Genomic DNA, 16,172 nt, shown 5'->3' with positions numbered 1-16,172 from the left:
TCAGCGTAGGATCAACCTTGGAGCTGTGCCAATTGGGATCGGGCCAAGCGAGACGTAACCATCGCGGATGGTCAGCTGAGTGTCGAGATCGCCCGAATTCCCGCCAAAGCCGGAAAACAATGCAAGTACCCGCTCGATACCATCGCGAGCGGAGGCAGGGAGGGCACCAGCCTGCTCAGCCATACTTAGCATCTCACGCCAGTTCTCGATCTTGAGCGCGATCACCCCGGTTGGTGATCCCCGCTCGTCCACTTGCAATTCGCCAGTAGCCTTTAGCCGCAGCGCCCCCCAATGGGCATCAGCCAGTTTCAGGTTGATATGACGTGGCTGTGGTCGGCGCAGTTCCAGCGCGCTCCGGTTCCAGCTGGTGTCAAAGGTCACCTCCATATCCAGGCCCAGAGTTTCAAAACTACTGGGTAAGGCGTCAGTTGCTGCGAACAAATGACGCAAATTGGGACCCGGGGTAAATTCAGTGGCCACAAAGTCGACCCGATAAGTGAGTGGTGAGGAGGTCCGTACCATCCCCAATTGCATTGAGGTTGCATCCACCAGAGAGCCGTCGTCGGTGCTGATACGCCAGTGATCTGAACTAAGTGCAAACGCCTCGAGTGTTAGCGCTAGGCCAGGTTCTAGGTGCAATTGGGCCTGCATATTGGCGGTTTCTATCACTGCCGTTTGGTCGAAGTAAGAGAGCCGTTGCGGTGTTGGCGCAAAACGCAGGGTCTGGCGACCTGGCCAGATCGCTGGGCTGTCAACTTCCAGCCAGTCGGCGCGCCAGGCCGTGCCGGTGCCGGGGTCGGCTAGCGTTGGTGACGTGATACGGGTGGTGTGATGGGTGGGAAAGCCGCCGCTGCCCAAGGATGAGTATTCCGCTTGCCAACCTTGGCGTTGTTGTTCTGCAAACCATGTGCTGATGCTATTGCGCAGACCCCAGCCCGCAGCAAGCCAGTACAACGACCATAGCAAAGAAGCCCCTAAAAGCACTTTCACCAAACGCAGCATCAACAACCTCTTTTGTCCGAGTAGGTTTTGCTGTTTATAGGCCCGAAACCAGCGAGGGCCAGTGCAATGACGATGTGGGTATTTGGATATGGATCGCTTCTGTGGCATCCCGGCTTTCCGGTGGCCCGACAAGAGGTGGCTACCCTGTCTGGCTATGCCCGGTCCTTTTGTATGAGTTCGATCCATCATCGCGGCAGCGAGGAAAATCCCGGATTGGTTTTGGCGCTGGATGAAAACGTCGAAACACACTGCACAGGGTTGGCACTGGCAGTAGAGGCTGGGCACGAAGAGGCAACGCTGGCTGGCTTGCGTGAACGTGAGCTGATTTCCTCGGCCTATGTTGAGCGGGATTTGCAAGTCAATCTGGCGAGCGGTGAGTCTGTCACTGCAGTCACCTATGTTATTGATCCGCATCACGTGCAGTATTGCGGTGGGATGAGTTTGGAAGATCAAGCTCAGATTATTGCAGTTGCTGTGGGCGGTCGCGGTCCAAATACCGAGTACCTATATAATACCGCAGCACATTTGGCTGAGATTGGGCTTCGGGATGCTGATCTGGACTGGTTGTCGAACCGGGTACGCATGCTGAGCGCATAAAGCCTTGGCTCTTTGGATTGATAGCCTGTAGGCTTGGCCACAAGAGCAGATAAAGTTTCAGGAACACCCAAGTATGGCGCAGCCAGACCGCGAGACCCGAGTGCAATTTTCGCAGCCGGTCCGCCAAATCATGATGATGTTGATCGCACTGGGCCTCTCTGGGTTTGGTGCTTTTGTGGCCTTGCCGCGTGTGCTTCCGGTTTTTCAGGCCAATCCCTGGCTGAACGGTTTCATTCTGCTGGTTTTTGTCTTTGGTGTCCTGGCCTGTTTTTGGCAAGTGGTACAGCTGATCGGGTCGGTGCGTTGGATCGAACGGTTTGCAGCAGACGAAATCGGCGATGAGGTGCGGCCACCTTCGCTCTTGGCGCCATTGGCCACGATGCTCAGTTCTCGCGCAGCGCGGATGCAGCTCGGATCATCCTCGACCCGGTCCATTCTGGATACCGTTGCCAACCGCATTGACGAAGAGCGTGAGATCACGCGTTACATCGTCAACCTGTTGATTTTTCTGGGGCTGTTGGGGACCTTCTATGGCTTGGCCACAACAGTTCCTGCAGTAGTGGAAACCATTCGCAGCCTGTCGCCCAAAGATGGCGAAGAAAGTCTGGCGGTTTTCAAACGGTTGATGACAGGGCTTGAATCTCAACTGGGTGGCATGGGCACGGCCTTTGCTTCGTCGTTGCTGGGGTTAGCAGGTTCGTTGATCGTCGGTTTGTTGGAGTTGTTTGCTGGGCATGGTCAGAACCGGTTCTACCGCGAGCTAGAGGAATGGTTGTCGACCTTTACACGGGTTAGCTTTTCGTCTGGTGAGGAAAGTGCTGGCAGCGAAACGGGTGTGGTGGCCGAGGTGCTGGACACCATGGCCGAACAAATGGATGCGCTGCAAGCGATGTTTGTGCAGTCCGCCGAGGGCCGCGATCAGGTCAACGAAAAGCTGGTTGAGCTGGTGAACGGCATTACCGCGATGAATGACCGTCAGGATCAGAATGACAGCATCGCGGCCTCTCTGGAGCGGGTGGCCGTGGGGCAGGAGGCCCTGACTGAGGTGATGCGCTCGTATGGGAGTGACGCTGGTATTGATGCAGAAAGCCGTATGCGTCTGCGCTCGATTGATGTGCAGATGTTGCGCATTCTCGAAGAGATTTCGGCGGGCCGTCAGGAAAGCATGGCAGAGCTGCGTCGCGACATCGATCTGCTGGTTAAAACCTTTGCTCGTCCGCGCGGTCGGGCCCGTGCCGCAGTGACACCTGACACCGGAGAGACCTGATCCATGTCTTTGTCGAGGCGCACCGGGCAACGTTTTCAGGCCTCGATCTGGCCAGGGTTTGTCGATGCGATGACTGGGCTGTTGCTGGTCCTGATGTTCCTGCTGACCATTTTTATGATTGTTCAGTTTGTGCTGCGCGACACTATTTCGGGACAAGAAAACGAGCTGGATGCGCTGGCGAATGAAGTTGGGGCGCTTGCAGATGCGCTGGGGCTGGAAGAGCGGGCCAACAGCCAATTGAATGCTCGTATGGGGGCGTTGAGTTCCACTCTGAACACCACGCAGAGTGATTTGGAGCAAGCACAAAGCCAACTTGGCGAACAAGCGACTCTCATTGCTTCGTTGACCTCTCAGCGCGATCAGCAAGCATCGGAACTTGCTGACGCCTCGGCGCAGATCACCTCGTTTGAGGCACAGGTGGCAACGCTTCTGGCCAGCCAGGATCGTGCCAATGCCAATATTGCGACTTTGCAGGCTGATCAGGAGGCGCTTGAAGCGGCCCGTGCGGAATTGCTGTCGGAACGTGAGGCTCTGAACCTGACTCTGGCGCAGAGCCGCACTGAAATAGATACGCAGGTCGAAGCTGCTCGTTTGGCTGCGGCCAAGCGCGAGGCACTGGAAGCACTGATCGCTGGTTTGGAAAAACAGGGCGAGGCCAGCGCAAGAGAACTGGCAGGGGTTCAGCAACAGCTGAGTGATGAAGAAGCTGCCCGTTTGGTCGAAGCCGCAGCCGCAGAAGCTTTGCGTTTGAAGCTGGCCAATGCAGATAGCGAACTCACTGCGATGACGCTGGCACTTGAGGCTCAACGCCAAGATGCGGAAGACACATTAACCCTGCTAGCGGCCGCTAATGTGGCAAAACAAGCGCTGGATAGCCAATTGGGTGAAGCTTTGGCAGCGATCGAGGCCGCACGGGCCCAAACCCGCGAGCGAGACGAGCTGGCCGAACGATTGACCCGAGTGTTGGCACAGATGCAGGTGGCTCAAACAGCTTCGGAAGCGCGCGTTACAGCGCTCGATGCTGAAATCGGGCAGATCCGCACCGAAAGCGCTGCAATCCGTGAGCGGCTGGCAGCTGAGTTGACCCAAGCACGCAACGAAGCGGCACAAACACGCGATACGCTGGCCGCAGAATTGGCGGGTCAGCGGGCAGCCAACATTCAGTCTCAATCCGAATATCAGGCCGAGCTGCAACGGTTACAGATTGAACAGGCCACAGTGCGCGCCACACTGGAAGCGCAGATTGTCGCATTGCAAGAAACGGCTGACAGAGAGCAGCAAGGGCTGCAACAACGATTGGCATTGGTACAGGCCGAAGCGGCGAGTACCGAGGCTGCGCTGGCAACACAGCTGGATCAGGCTCAGGCCGATTTGGCCTCCGTACGATCGGCAGCAACATCGACACAAGAAGAGCGCGCTGCGATAGAAAGCCGTTTGTTGCTTGCTCTGGAAGCATTGGAAAAAGCCCAGGTGGCTGCAACGGATCAGGAGGTTCTACAAAGCCGTTTGATGGCAGCCCTGAACCAACAAGCTGCTGCTGAAACCAGCGCGGCAGAACAGTTGTCGCTGGCCGAAGAGCGCGCCGCATTGCTGGCACAGGCGCGAAACGCACTTGCGGGGGAAAAGGAAGTGTCCGCCGAGGCACAACGCCAAACCGCGTTGTTAAACCAACAGGTGGCGGCTCTCCGGACGCAATTGGGTGGTTTGCAGGCCTTGCTGGATGACGGTCAGGCACGCGATGTGGCGCAGCAGGTGCAATTGCAAAACCTTGGCAAAGATCTGAATTCGGCGCTGGCCCGTGCGGCATCAGAAGAACGTAAACGGCGCCTGTTAGAGGAATCCGAACGCAAACGGTTGGAAGCGGAGGCTATTGAACTGGCCAGCCGTGCGGCTGATGCCGAGACCAAAGCAGAAGATCTGGAACGTTATCGGTCCGAGTTCTTTGGTCGTCTGCGGGATGTGTTGGGCAACCAGCAGGGTGTGCTTATTGAAGGGGATCGGTTTGTGTTCTCCTCCGAAGTGCTGTTCCCGCCGGGGGGGGCAGATCTGTCGTTAGAGGGTCAGATTGAAATTGCCAAAGTGGCGAACATTTTGCGCAGCATTGCTGATGAAATTCCGCCGGGAATCGATTGGATCATCCGGGTTGATGGCCACACAGATAACTCGCCGCTGATTGGTCACTATAAATACGCAGACAATTGGGAGTTGAGCCAGGGGCGCGCGCTGTCTGTGGTGCGGTTCATGGTTGAAAACCTAGGCATTTCACCCAACCATTTGGCGGCCAATGGTTTTGGGGAGTACCAGCCAATCAATTCTGCCGATACTGCCGAAGCCCGATCTCAAAACCGCCGGATTGAGTTGAAATTCACAGAGAAATAGCACTCAGTTTGAGTGCTGGCCCGTTTGGGATCTGAGTTGCAGGGTTTAGCGCATGTTCATCGGCTGGGTCATTTGGTCGATTTTGGTGCCGTTTCTGATCAAGGTCGCGGTGCCAATGTAATCACCAAGCGGCCAGGTTTGCGTCTTTAACCGCTTGCCAGCGGCACGATAAAATTGAGCCTGATCCTTGGCCAGTGTTACGCGATGATCCACCAATCGTCCCTCGGGCCCATCAACGGTTAACTCCAGAACGTCGCCATTCTGGCCTCCGTATGCAAAAGCCCAGAACACCAGTGCAGGGGCGTTGACGGGGAGGGGGCTTTGATCGGCAGTACCGGATTTAATCGCGGCGTAATCTGGGACTGCAGGGCTGAAGCCTCCATCCAACAACCCGCCTGCGACGTAGCCGGGTGCGTTCTGCCATATGGTTTCGCCTGCTTTGCCGCAGGTCGCGAAAGCAGACAGGTCAAAGGGATCGATAACCTCTCCATTATGGCGGATACTTAGATGGAGATGCGGAAATTCACTTTTTCCGCTGAGACCAACCTGGCCTAGCACAGTGCCAGCCGTGATTTTTTGGCCGGGCTGCACCTGAAGTGACCCGTTTTTCATGTGACAATATTGGGTTTCCCAACCATCTGGGTGCAGCAGGACGAGCCCGTTGCCACACTCTTTGCCCTGTGTGTCCTGGTTTGGCCCCACATCCGCTATACCATCGCGTATTCCCCGCACAATGCCGCTTGCAGCCGCGAGAACATTAACGCCTTGGTGCATGTCCGCCAGCGTGGGAAGGCGGAAATCGGTTCCTTTGTGACCGTTGTAGCTCAGGCCACCGCACTGGTAGTCCAGCACACCCGGCCCAGGATCGCGGTCAACCTGGTTTTGAATGAAACAGGTTTGGCCCAAAGTGCAATCAATAGGGAGTTGCAATGAAAAATCGCTCGCCACCGCAGGGGTGGCGAGCGCAAATATTAGTCCATAGACCGCGCCGAAGCGCATCAGTCAGCGGTTAGCAACGGAGGCTTGTCGCCTGAAATCCGCGGTTTGGCAGGGCCTTCGATCCGCAGATCCAGTGCGCCATCTTTGATGCCAACTTTGACCAACCCACCTTTGGCAAGTTTGCCAAACAGCAGTTCTTCGGCCAACGGCTTCTTGATGTATTCTTGGATAACCCGACCCAGTGGTCGTGCCCCCATTTTGTCATCATAGCCCTTATTGGCAATCCATTCAGCCGCGGGACGTGTCAGCTCGATCGAGACGTTGCGATCCAGCAGCTGCGCTTCAAGCTGCAGGACGAACTTCTCGACAACCTGCATGATGACTTCTTTGGGCAGAGGCGCAAAAGAGATCACCGCGTCCAGACGGTTGCGGAATTCCGGCGTGAAGGTGCGTTCAATTGCGGCAGTGTCTTCACCGGTCCGGCGATCACGGCCAAATCCGATTGCGGCCTTGGCCTGTTCAGACGCACCAGCGTTCGAAGTCATGATCAGCACCACATTGCGGAAGTTCACTGTGCGGCCGTTGTGATCCGTCAGCTCGCCGTGGTCCATCACCTGCAACAGGATGTTGAACACGTCCGGGTGTGCCTTTTCGATCTCGTCCAGCAGCAATACGCAGTGCGGATGCTGGTCAACACCGTCAGTCAGCAAGCCACCTTGATCAAAGCCGACATAGCCAGGAGGGGCGCCGATCAAACGGGAAACCGCATGCTTTTCCATGTATTCAGACATATCAAAGCGCAGCAGTTCCACACCCAGCATATCCGACAGCTGTTTTGCCACTTCGGTTTTACCGACGCCGGTTGGGCCAGCAAACAGATAGTTGCCAATTGGCTTCTCAGGTTCACGCAGTCCGGCACGGGCCAGTTTGATGGCGCTGGAGAGGGCACCAATGGCGTCGTCCTGACCAAAGACCACTCGTTTGAGCGACTTTTCCAGATCTTTCAGAACTGCAGCATCGTCCTTGGAGACCGATTTTGGCGGGATCCGGGCGATTTTAGCCACCACAGCCTCGATCTCTTTGACGCCAATGGTTTTGCGGCGCTTGCTTTCGATGATCAGATGCTGTGCAGCACCCGCCTCGTCGATCACGTCGATGGCACTATCAGGTAGCTTGCGATCGTTGATGTAACGAGACGCCAGCTCAACCGCAGATTTGATTGCATCTGCGGTGTATTTTGATCCGTGATGCTCTTCGAAGTAAGGCTTCAATCCGCGCAGGATCTTAACCGAATCCTCAACCGAGGGTTCGTTCACGTCGATTTTCTGGAACCGGCGGGCCAGGGCACGATCTTTTTCAAAGTGCTGACGGAACTCTTTATATGTGGTCGAGCCCATAGTGCGCAGTTTGCCGCCCTGCAATGCAGGTTTTAGCAAGTTTGACGCATCCATCGCTCCGCCAGATGTCGCACCGGCACCAATAACTGTGTGGATCTCATCGATGAACAGCACGCTGTCAGGATGGTCTTCCAGCTCGGTCACAACAGCCTTAAGACGTTCTTCGAAATCACCGCGGTAGCGGGTTCCGGCCAGCAACGCGCCCATATCAAGCGAGAAAATCGTGGTCTTAGAAAGAACCTCAGGGGTTTCGCCAGCTACGATTTTGCGGGCCAGACCTTCGGCAATGGCGGTTTTGCCAACACCGGGATCGCCAACCAGCAGCGGATTGTTTTTGCGGCGGCGGCACAGGACCTGAATGCAGCGCTCGACTTCTTGGTCACGGCCGATCAGCGGGTCAATGTCGCCTTCGCGAGATTTGACGTTCAGATCAACGCAGTATTTGTCGAGAGCGCTTTCTTTCTTATCCTCTTCGGTGATGGTCTGCACATCTTCCTCTGGATCATGTGCGCCGGTTACAGGGCGCTGATCGCCAAAGGCGGGATCTTTGGCAACGCCATGGGCGATATAGTTGACCGCGTCATAGCGGGTCATGTCCTGATCCTGCAGAAAATAGGCGGCATCACTTTCGCGTTCAGCAAAGATTGCGACCAATACGTTGGCGCCGGTCACTTCAGTGCGGCCAGAGCTTTGTACGTGTATGGCAGCACGCTGTATCACGCGTTGGAAGGCTGCGGTGGGAACGGCTTCTGAACCATCGACATCGGTGACCAGGTTGGCCAGATCTTCGTCAATAAATTCCACCAGCGTTTTGCGTATCTCACCTAGGTCGACGCTGCAGGCCTGCATGACGCGCGCAGCGTCCGGCTCGTCAAGTAGGGCCAGAAGCAGATGCTCCAGGGTGGCAAATTCGTGGCGCCGTTCATTTGCCAGCGCGAGCGCGGCATGGATGGCTGTCTCTAGTGTGCTCGAGAATGAAGGCACGGGCGTGCTCCTCTGTCTTGGGTCGGTGGGGGATCTGGCGTTTACCAATTTTCCCGTGGTCCAACCATGTCCTCATAGTGTTAGATTTTGGTTGATAGCGCTGCAGCTTCAAGGCTTTTCTTGCAAATAATCGTCACATTCGTCGTGAGCGTGTTTTGTTCCACCACGAACCGAGGTCTCAAAATTGATCCTTTCGTTCGCGGATTTCTTTGAAAACCAGTTCAGAATCAATATGTTCCATGCCCATAGACCGCTTCAACTCGTCCAATCCTGCGCGTAGGAACGGGTTCGTGTCCAGTTCCAAAGATAATAGCGATGGAACGGTAGATTCGCCGGCTGCACGTGTTTTTGCGATTTCTCTGACTCGCGCTTGCAACGCCGAGTTGTCGGGCTCGATGGTTAACGCAAATGCACCGTTGGATTGGGTGTATTCGTGGCCGGAATAAACCATAGTGTCAGCGGGCAGGGCTGCTAACTTATTCAGACTATTCCACATTTGTGCAGCTGTTCCTTCAAAGAGTCGGCCACAGCCCAGGGCCATCAGGCTGTCGGCGGTGAACAGAGCTTTTGACTCGGGCAAATAAAACGCAATGTGGCCAACGGTATGACCTGGAACGTCGATAACATGTACATCTTCACGAGATAGCGAGAACACGGCGCCTTCTTTCACCGCCAGGTCCAACGGGGGCAGCCGATGGGCGTCTGCCTCGGCACCAACCACTGTTGGTCTAAATGTCTGTTGCAATTCCTCCAGGGCATCGATGTGATCCCAGTGGTGATGAGTCAAAAAGACAAAATCGAGTCCCCAACCACGCTTATTGAGCTCCGCCTCTATAGGCGCCGCTTCGGGGGCGTCTACCAGTGCGGTCAGGCCACTGCCCGGTGCATGTAACAAAAAGGCATAGTTATCTGACAGGCAGGGGATGGTGATGATCTCAAGAGGCATGGTCATTCGCCTTGGCATGGTTAAACTGTGTACCAGATTGACTGAACCAGCAGGCGCCCGCAATGCATCTTGATGTGCAGGATTTGAGAAATTTCTATTACCGCAGCACTCTGGGGCGTGCGGCGCAGGCTTCGATCCGCGCCCGGCTTCTGCAAATGTGGCCGGAAGCTGCGGGTCAGACTATGGCCGGATTTGGTTTTGCGGCGCCGTTGATGCGTCCGTACCTGTCCGAAGCGCGCCGGATAATTGCGCTGATGCCCGGACCGCAAGGTGTTATGCAATGGCCGGCCGGGATGCCCAATGTGTCGGTCCTGTGCGAGGAAACCAATTGGCCTATTGATACAGGACGTGTTGACCGATTGGTGGTGATGCATGGGCTCGAGACCTCGGACCATCCGGGCAAACTTCTGGAGGAATGCTGGCGGGTTCTGGGCCCAGGAGGTCGGGCCATCTTTATTGTACCAAACCGGGCAGGGTTGTGGTCGCGGTCAGATAAGACACCATTTGGCTACGGCCGACCTTATACGCTTGGCCAGCTGGAAAGTCAGCTCAGGACATATCAATTTACAACCGAACGCCACGCCGCGGCATTGTATCAGCTGCCGTCAATGCGGCGGTTCTGGCTGAAATCGGGACCTATGTTCGAAAAGGCGGGGCGTCACCTGCCTGCAATGCTGGCGGGGGGGGTGTTTCTTGTCGAGGTCAGCAAGCAAGTCCACCAACCACGCGGGTTGGCGACTAAAGTAAAGGCCCGCAGTCGCATCCGGGTGCTGGAAGGACTATCGAACCCGATGCCAGAGCCGGCATAGTTTAGCCCTACGGCGTGTTGATTCCCCTTCCAGGCCGAATTGGCAGTGAAAGCGCATGTGTGGTCGAAAAACGCGACAAAACTCCAAGTTATCCACAGCAAAATTCAGATTTTTTGGCCTCAGGAATCGGAAAAACTTGCAAATCCGTTATCTTTTTCTAACCATAAGGGCGGTTCAAAGGGTCGCACTTTGACTAAGGTGTTGAAAAGACGTCATTAAGCACTTTTCGGGCTGCGGCTATCTATTGTTGCTTGGTGGCTATGGCTCTGTTACATCCACGCTGATTTTATCGTCCTTCCGTGATGGGAGGGCTGACTCACGCCCCCGGACGCCGCCGCAAGGTCAGCAAACCGGGGCCAGTATCGGAAGGGTGGACGTGTCCGAACCAGCTTCGATTTCCGCAGGCATTGCCGCGCGCTATGCCACTGCGATCTTTGAGATTGCAGAAGAGAACAAGGCCCTGAGTGGCCTTGAAACCAGTATCAATGATTTGGAAGCCGCAATGGCTGACAGTGCTGATCTGCGCAACCTGATCAATTCGCCGCTGGTTTCGCGCGACGAGCAAGGTGCTGCGATCTCTGCGATTGCCGCCAAAATGGGGCTCGACTCCATGATGAGCAACGCGCTGGCGCTGATGGCTGAAAACCGCCGTCTCTTTGTTCTTCCAGCGCTGATTGCCGCGCTGCGTAGCCAATTGGCAGAGGCCCGTGGTGAAGTCACAGCAGATGTGACCTCGGCCAAGGCTCTGACCAAGACCCAAAGCGAAAAGCTGGCGAAAACGCTGACTGCTCGTGTAGGCAAAAAAGTTACTATTAATGCAACCGTCGATGAGAAAATCATCGGCGGTCTTGTCGTCAAAGTGGGCTCGAAGATGATCGATAGCTCGATCCGCTCCAAGCTCGACTCCCTCCAGAATGTAATGAAAGAGGTCGGATAAATGGGTATCCAAGCTGCAGAGATTTCTGCAATCCTGAAGGATCAAATCAAAAACTTCGGTCAAGAAGCCGAAGTTGCTGAAATTGGTCGTGTGCTGAGCGTTGGTGATGGTATCGCCCGCGTTTACGGTCTGGACAATGTTCAGGCTGGTGAAATGGTCGAATTCCCCGGCGGTATCATGGGTATGGCGCTGAACTTGGAAAGCGACAACGTTGGTATCGTTATCTTTGGGTCCGACCGTGACATCAAAGAAGGCGACACTGTTAAGCGCACCAATTCGATCGTGGACGTTCCAATCGGTAACGGTCTGCTGGGTCGCGTTGTTGACGGTCTGGGTAACCCGCTGGACGGCAAGGGCCCGATTGAAAGCACCGAGCGCGGCGTAGCCGACGTTAAGGCGCCAGGCATCATTCCACGTAAATCGGTTCACGAGCCAATGGCGACTGGTCTGAAGTCCGTTGATGCGATGATCCCAATTGGTCGTGGCCAGCGTGAGCTGATCATTGGTGACCGTCAGACCGGTAAAACTGCCGTTGCTCTGGACGCGATCCTGAACCAGAAATCCTACAACGAAGCCGCTGGCGACGACGAAGGCAAAAAGCTGTACTGCGTATACGTAGCGATCGGCCAGAAGCGTTCGACTGTTGCTCAGCTGGTTAAGAAGCTGGAAGAAACCGGTGCGATGGAGTATTCCATCGTTGTGGCCGCAACTGCGTCCGACCCGGCTCCTATGCAGTTCCTGGCACCATACGCCGCAACAGCCATGGCTGAATTCTTCCGTGACAACGGCCGCCACGCTCTGATCATCTATGATGATCTGTCCAAGCAGGCTGTGTCCTACCGTCAGATGTCTCTGCTGCTGCGTCGTCCACCAGGACGTGAAGCGTACCCAGGTGACGTTTTCTATCTGCACTCGCGTCTGCTGGAACGTTCGGCGAAGCTGGGCGACGACAACGGTAATGGCTCGCTGACAGCTCTGCCGATCATTGAAACCCAGGGCGGCGACGTTTCGGCGTTTATTCCAACCAACGTGATTTCGATCACCGACGGTCAGATCTTCCTGGAAACCGAACTGTTCTACCAGGGTATCCGTCCTGCTGTGAACACCGGTCTGTCGGTGTCTCGTGTTGGGTCCTCCGCTCAGACAAACGCCATGAAGTCGGTTGCTGGTCCGGTTAAACTTGAACTGGCTCAGTATCGTGAAATGGCTGCCTTTGCGCAGTTCGGTTCCGATCTGGATGCCGCTACTCAGCAGCTGCTGAACCGTGGTGCCCGCCTGACCGAGCTGATGAAACAGCCTCAGTACTCGCCGCTGACAAATGCTGAAATCGTCTGCGTTATCTTTGCAGGTACCACTGGTTACCTGGACAAGATCGACGTGAACGCAGTTGGTCGCTATGAAGCTGGTCTTCTGGCACACCTGCGTGGCAAGCATCAGGATCTGCTGGACTTCATCACCAATGAAGATCCCAAGATCAAAGGTGATGCCGCCGATAAGATCAAAGCTGCGCTGGACGAATTCGCCGCTGATTTCGCTTAAGGGAGGGAGGAGGCAATGCCAAATCTTAAAGACCTTAAAAATCGGATCGAGTCGGTCAAGTCGACCCGCAAGATCACCAAAGCCATGCAGATGGTCGCGGCCGCAAAATTGCGCCGCGCCCAGGAATCTGCTGAAGAGTCACGCCCCTACACCAAACGGTTTAACGCCGTTATGGCGGGGCTGGCCGCTTCTGTAGGCGGGAGCGATTCTGCGCCCCTGCTGCTGCGTGGCACGGGTAGCGATCAGACCCATCTCCTGGTCGTCATGACCTCTGAGCGGGGCCTGTGTGGTGGCTTCAACTCCAGCATCGCCAAATTGGCGCGGCAAAAAGCCGAGGCTCTGAAGGCCGATGGCAAGACCGTTAAGATTTTGACTGTTGGTAAGAAGGGCCGTGACAGCCTGAAGCGCGATTTGGGCGACTGTTATGTCGGTCACGTCGACCTGAGCGACGTCAAGCGTGTTGGCTATGTCAACGCACAGGACATCGCCAAGGACGTTTTGGGCCGCTTTGACGCGGGTGAATTCGACGTAGCGACGATCTTCTTTTCGCACTTCGTCAACGTTGTGACCCAGATCCCGACCGCACAGCAAATCATCCCAGCGTCGTTTGAGACGGTGGAAGGTGATAGTGATGGCGCTGTCTACGACTACGAGCCCAGCGAAGAGGCCATTCTGGCTGACCTGCTGCCCCGTGGTGTGGCCACCCAGATCTTTGCCGCCCTGCTGGAAAATGGAGCGTCCGAACAGGGTGCCCGGATGAGCGCGATGGACAATGCGACCCGCAACGCGGGTGACATGATCGACAAGCTGACAATCGAGTATAACCGCTCGCGTCAGGCTGTGATCACCAACGAGCTGATTGAAATTATTTCGGGCGCTGAGGCGCTCTAAGAGACAACCGGAGACGAAACATGGCTAATGCAAAAGGCAAAGTGACTCAGGTCATTGGCGCCGTTGTTGACGTGCAGTTCGAGGACGATCTGCCGCAGATCTTGAACTCTGTGACCACTGTTAACAATGGCAAGAAACTGGTGCTGGAAGTTGCTCAGCACCTGGGCGAAAACACCGTCCGTACCATCGCGATGGACGCGACCGAAGGTCTGGTCCGTGGCGCGCCTGTTGAAGACACAGGCGCCCCGATCCAGGTTCCAGTTGGAACCGCAACCCTGGGCCGTATCCTGAACGTGACCGGTGACCCGGTTGACGAAAAGGGCGACGTAGCTGCGACCGAAACTCGTGCGATTCACGGCGACGCTCCTGCGTTCTCCGAGCAGTCGACCGAGACTGAAATCCTGACCACCGGTATTAAGGTCATCGACCTGCTGGCCCCCTACACCAAGGGTGGTAAAATTGGTCTGTTCGGTGGTGCCGGCGTTGGTAAAACCGTTTTGATCATGGAACTGATCAACAACATCGCAAAGGTACACTCCGGTGTGTCCGTGTTTGCGGGTGTTGGTGAGCGTACTCGTGAAGGTAACGACCTTTACCACGAGATGATCGAATCTGGCGTTATCGTTCCTGACGATCTGGAGAAATCCAAGATTGCTCTGGTTTACGGTCAGATGAACGAGCCTCCAGGTGCGCGTATGCGTGTTGCTCTGTCGGGTCTGACCCTGGCGGAACAGTTCCGCGACGAATCCGGTTCGGACGTTCTGTTCTTCGTGGACAACATCTTCCGCTTTACTCAGGCTGGTTCCGAAGTTTCGGCGCTGCTGGGTCGTATTCCATCCGCTGTGGGTTACCAGCCAACACTGGCAACCGACATGGGTGCGATGCAGGAACGCATCTCGTCAACCAAATCCGGTTCGATTACTTCGGTTCAGGCCGTGTACGTACCTGCGGATGACTTGACTGACCCTGCACCTGCGACTTCGTTTGCTCACTTGGACGCGACAACCGTTCTGGACCGTGCAATCTCGGAAAAGGGTATCTATCCTGCGGTTGACCCACTGGGTTCGACCTCGCGTCTGCTGGATCCGCTGGTTATCGGTGAAGAGCACTATGCCGTTGCGACTGACGTGCAGCAGATTCTGCAGCGTTACAAATCGCTTCAGGATATCATCGCGATTTTGGGCATGGACGAACTGTCAGAAGAAGACAAACTGGCCGTTGCACGTGCACGTAAGATCGAGCGCTTCCTGTCGCAGCCGTTTGACGTTGCGAAAATCTTTACCGGCGCTGACGGTAAGCAGGTTCCGCTGGAAGACACCATTAAGTCGTTCAAAGCTGTTGTGGCTGGCGAATACGATCACCTGCCCGAAGGCGCCTTCTACATGGTTGGCGGCATCGACGAAGTGATCGCAAAAGCCGAGAAAATGGCTGCTGACGCGGCCTAAGGAGGGTCGTAATGGCTGATACCATGCAATTCGACCTCGTGAGCCCGGAGCGGAGCCTTGCTTCGCTTCAGGTGACCGCGGTTCAAATTCCGGGTGCGGATGGTGACATGACGGCTATGCCGATGCATGCGCCAACCATCACCACACTGCGTCCAGGTCTTCTTCGGGTCGAAAGCCCCGAAGGAAACTCGGAATATGTTGTGTCGGGCGGTTTTGCTGAAATCGGTTCTGAAGGTCTGTCGGTTCTGGCTGAAAAAGCCATTCCGGTAACCGAAATGACCCGTGATCATCTGGACGAGCTGATCGAAGCTGCACGCGCAGCGCAGGCAGCAGCGCACGAGACCAAGGAAGAGCATCACACCCTGGTCGACGACGCCACCAAGCTGTTGGCGGACATGGAAGCACTGGGCGAGCACATCAACCTGTAAGGGATGATGTTTTAGCGCAAGACATTAAAACCGGCCCCTGCGGGCCGGTTTTCTTGTTTTTGGTCCTAGTCTTGCCCAATTTTTCACATAAGAATGGAAACAGGGACACAAGACCGGGCTGCATATGAAAAGACTTAGAAATCCACGCACCGGGATTCATCAGGGCGATGTGACCGTTTTTGCCGATTTTGAAAACGGTGGTGCAATGTGGACCGGATCCGGCCCGCGCGAACGCCGCAAAAAAGTACGCTTTGACGAGACATTTGCCTCACCTCCTGCTGTGCAGCTGGCGATCTCGCTCTGGGACATGGACACCTCAGTCTCAATCCGCGCCGAGCTGGTGGCTGAGAATGTGACCGCCAAAGGGTTTGAGATTGTGTTCCGCACTTGGGCCGACAGCCGCATCGCGCGGCTGCGGGCCTCATGGACGGCAATCGGTGATCTGCCGTTTGCGGATGACTGGGACGTGCAGTAGGAACTCGTTCCGCTGATACTCTCTCGCTTCAGAGGCAACACTGCATTTTTCGCCTGAACATAGCCGGATCGGTAGTTGATTTTATAAAATTCTGCTGCGGCAAAAAGGCGGTGCACGGTTCCTTTAGCTGCTTGAGA

At 55.7% G+C, this 16,172-nt stretch carries 14 protein-coding genes; 10 read left to right on the top strand and 4 right to left on the bottom strand.

The window, feature by feature from the left end:
* Nucleotides 1-1,002 carry a DUF2125 domain-containing protein gene (locus tag FEE96_RS18790; RefSeq protein WP_171021754.1) on the bottom strand — a complete coding sequence of 334 codons (1,002 nt, stop codon included), beginning with the start codon at nucleotides 1,000-1,002 and terminating at the stop codon, nucleotides 1-3.
* A gap of 66 nt (nucleotides 1,003-1,068) precedes the next feature.
* Here FEE96_RS18790 and FEE96_RS18785 point away from each other — a divergent pair, with 66 nt between their 5' ends.
* The 3 genes from FEE96_RS18785 (at nucleotide 1,069) to FEE96_RS18775 (ending at nucleotide 5,245) form a co-directional block, all read left to right on the top strand.
* A complete protein-coding gene (locus FEE96_RS18785; protein WP_138164665.1) occupies nucleotides 1,069-1,599 on the top strand; it encodes a gamma-glutamylcyclotransferase in 531 nt (176 codons plus the stop codon).
* A gap of 73 nt (nucleotides 1,600-1,672) precedes the next feature.
* The gene (locus FEE96_RS18780; RefSeq protein ID WP_138164664.1) at nucleotides 1,673-2,866 is read left to right on the top strand and encodes a biopolymer transporter ExbB; all 1,194 of its coding nucleotides are present in this window, start codon (nucleotides 1,673-1,675) and stop codon (nucleotides 2,864-2,866) included.
* Nucleotides 2,867-2,869: 3 nt separating this feature from the next.
* Nucleotides 2,870-5,245, top strand: coding sequence for a peptidoglycan -binding protein (locus tag FEE96_RS18775; RefSeq protein WP_138164663.1), 2,376 nt, complete (start codon nucleotides 2,870-2,872; stop codon nucleotides 5,243-5,245).
* Nucleotides 5,246-5,290: 45 nt separating this feature from the next.
* On the opposite strand, the gene FEE96_RS18770 is transcribed toward FEE96_RS18775, so the two are convergent.
* The 3 genes from FEE96_RS18770 to gloB all read right to left on the bottom strand — a co-directional run bounded on the left by FEE96_RS18770 (nucleotide 5,291) and on the right by gloB (nucleotide 9,517).
* Entirely contained in the window at nucleotides 5,291-6,175 is an 885-nt protein-coding gene (locus FEE96_RS18770; RefSeq protein WP_342770978.1) for a M23 family metallopeptidase, read from the bottom strand.
* Nucleotides 6,176-6,243: 68 nt separating this feature from the next.
* Nucleotides 6,244-8,565 carry an ATP-dependent Clp protease ATP-binding subunit ClpA gene (gene clpA, locus FEE96_RS18765; RefSeq protein WP_138164661.1) on the bottom strand — a complete coding sequence of 774 codons (2,322 nt, stop codon included), beginning with the start codon at nucleotides 8,563-8,565 and terminating at the stop codon, nucleotides 6,244-6,246.
* A gap of 178 nt (nucleotides 8,566-8,743) precedes the next feature.
* Nucleotides 8,744-9,517, bottom strand: coding sequence for a hydroxyacylglutathione hydrolase (gloB, locus tag FEE96_RS18760; RefSeq protein ID WP_138164660.1), 774 nt, complete (start codon nucleotides 9,515-9,517; stop codon nucleotides 8,744-8,746).
* Between the two features lie 56 nt (nucleotides 9,518-9,573).
* On the opposite strand from gloB, the gene FEE96_RS18755 reads away from it, so the two are divergent.
* The 7 genes from FEE96_RS18755 (at nucleotide 9,574) to FEE96_RS18725 (ending at nucleotide 16,035) form a co-directional block, all read left to right on the top strand.
* Nucleotides 9,574-10,320, top strand: coding sequence for a class I SAM-dependent methyltransferase (locus FEE96_RS18755; RefSeq protein WP_138164659.1), 747 nt, complete (start codon nucleotides 9,574-9,576; stop codon nucleotides 10,318-10,320).
* 376 nt (nucleotides 10,321-10,696) lie between these two features.
* Nucleotides 10,697-11,257: a F0F1 ATP synthase subunit delta gene (locus FEE96_RS18750; RefSeq protein WP_138164658.1), complete on the top strand. Its 561-nt coding sequence runs from the start codon at nucleotides 10,697-10,699 to the stop codon at nucleotides 11,255-11,257.
* Nucleotides 11,258-12,796 carry a F0F1 ATP synthase subunit alpha gene (gene atpA / locus FEE96_RS18745; RefSeq protein WP_127749834.1) on the top strand — a complete coding sequence of 513 codons (1,539 nt, stop codon included), beginning with the start codon at nucleotides 11,258-11,260 and terminating at the stop codon, nucleotides 12,794-12,796.
* A gap of 15 nt (nucleotides 12,797-12,811) precedes the next feature.
* Nucleotides 12,812-13,687, top strand: coding sequence for a F0F1 ATP synthase subunit gamma (locus FEE96_RS18740; protein WP_138164657.1), 876 nt, complete (start codon nucleotides 12,812-12,814; stop codon nucleotides 13,685-13,687).
* A 20-nt stretch (nucleotides 13,688-13,707) separates the two neighbouring features.
* The gene (gene atpD, locus FEE96_RS18735; RefSeq protein ID WP_127749832.1) at nucleotides 13,708-15,132 is read left to right on the top strand and encodes a F0F1 ATP synthase subunit beta; all 1,425 of its coding nucleotides are present in this window, start codon (nucleotides 13,708-13,710) and stop codon (nucleotides 15,130-15,132) included.
* Nucleotides 15,133-15,143: 11 nt separating this feature from the next.
* Entirely contained in the window at nucleotides 15,144-15,560 is a 417-nt protein-coding gene (locus tag FEE96_RS18730; protein WP_138164656.1) for a F0F1 ATP synthase subunit epsilon, read from the top strand.
* A gap of 124 nt (nucleotides 15,561-15,684) precedes the next feature.
* On the top strand, nucleotides 15,685-16,035 hold the full coding sequence (locus tag FEE96_RS18725) for an H-type lectin domain-containing protein (RefSeq protein WP_138164655.1): 351 nt from the start codon (nucleotides 15,685-15,687) through the stop codon (nucleotides 16,033-16,035).
* Nucleotides 16,036-16,172 lie beyond the last annotated feature (137 nt).

This window comes from Parasedimentitalea maritima (assembly GCF_005771405.1).
Lineage (GTDB): Bacteria > Pseudomonadota > Alphaproteobacteria > Rhodobacterales > Rhodobacteraceae > Parasedimentitalea > Parasedimentitalea maritima.
This window is presented reverse-complemented; position numbering and strand designations above follow the sequence as displayed.

Coding starts and splice junctions, on each gene's coding strand:
- FEE96_RS18785 (WP_138164665.1), top strand. CDS start 1,069: ATGACGATGTGGGTATTTGGATATGGATCGCTTCTGTGGCATCCCGGC.
- FEE96_RS18755 (WP_138164659.1), top strand. CDS start 9,574: ATGCATCTTGATGTGCAGGATTTGAGAAATTTCTATTACCGCAGCACT.
- FEE96_RS18740 (WP_138164657.1), top strand. CDS start 12,812: ATGCCAAATCTTAAAGACCTTAAAAATCGGATCGAGTCGGTCAAGTCG.
- FEE96_RS18725 (WP_138164655.1), top strand. CDS start 15,685: ATGAAAAGACTTAGAAATCCACGCACCGGGATTCATCAGGGCGATGTG.
- FEE96_RS18780 (WP_138164664.1), top strand. CDS start 1,673: ATGGCGCAGCCAGACCGCGAGACCCGAGTGCAATTTTCGCAGCCGGTC.
- atpD (WP_127749832.1), top strand. CDS start 13,708: ATGGCTAATGCAAAAGGCAAAGTGACTCAGGTCATTGGCGCCGTTGTT.
- FEE96_RS18730 (WP_138164656.1), top strand. CDS start 15,144: ATGGCTGATACCATGCAATTCGACCTCGTGAGCCCGGAGCGGAGCCTT.
- FEE96_RS18790 (WP_171021754.1), bottom strand. CDS start 1,002: ATGCTGCGTTTGGTGAAAGTGCTTTTAGGGGCTTCTTTGCTATGGTCG.
- gloB (WP_138164660.1), bottom strand. CDS start 9,517: ATGACCATGCCTCTTGAGATCATCACCATCCCCTGCCTGTCAGATAAC.
- FEE96_RS18775 (WP_138164663.1), top strand. CDS start 2,870: ATGTCTTTGTCGAGGCGCACCGGGCAACGTTTTCAGGCCTCGATCTGG.
- atpA (WP_127749834.1), top strand. CDS start 11,258: ATGGGTATCCAAGCTGCAGAGATTTCTGCAATCCTGAAGGATCAAATC.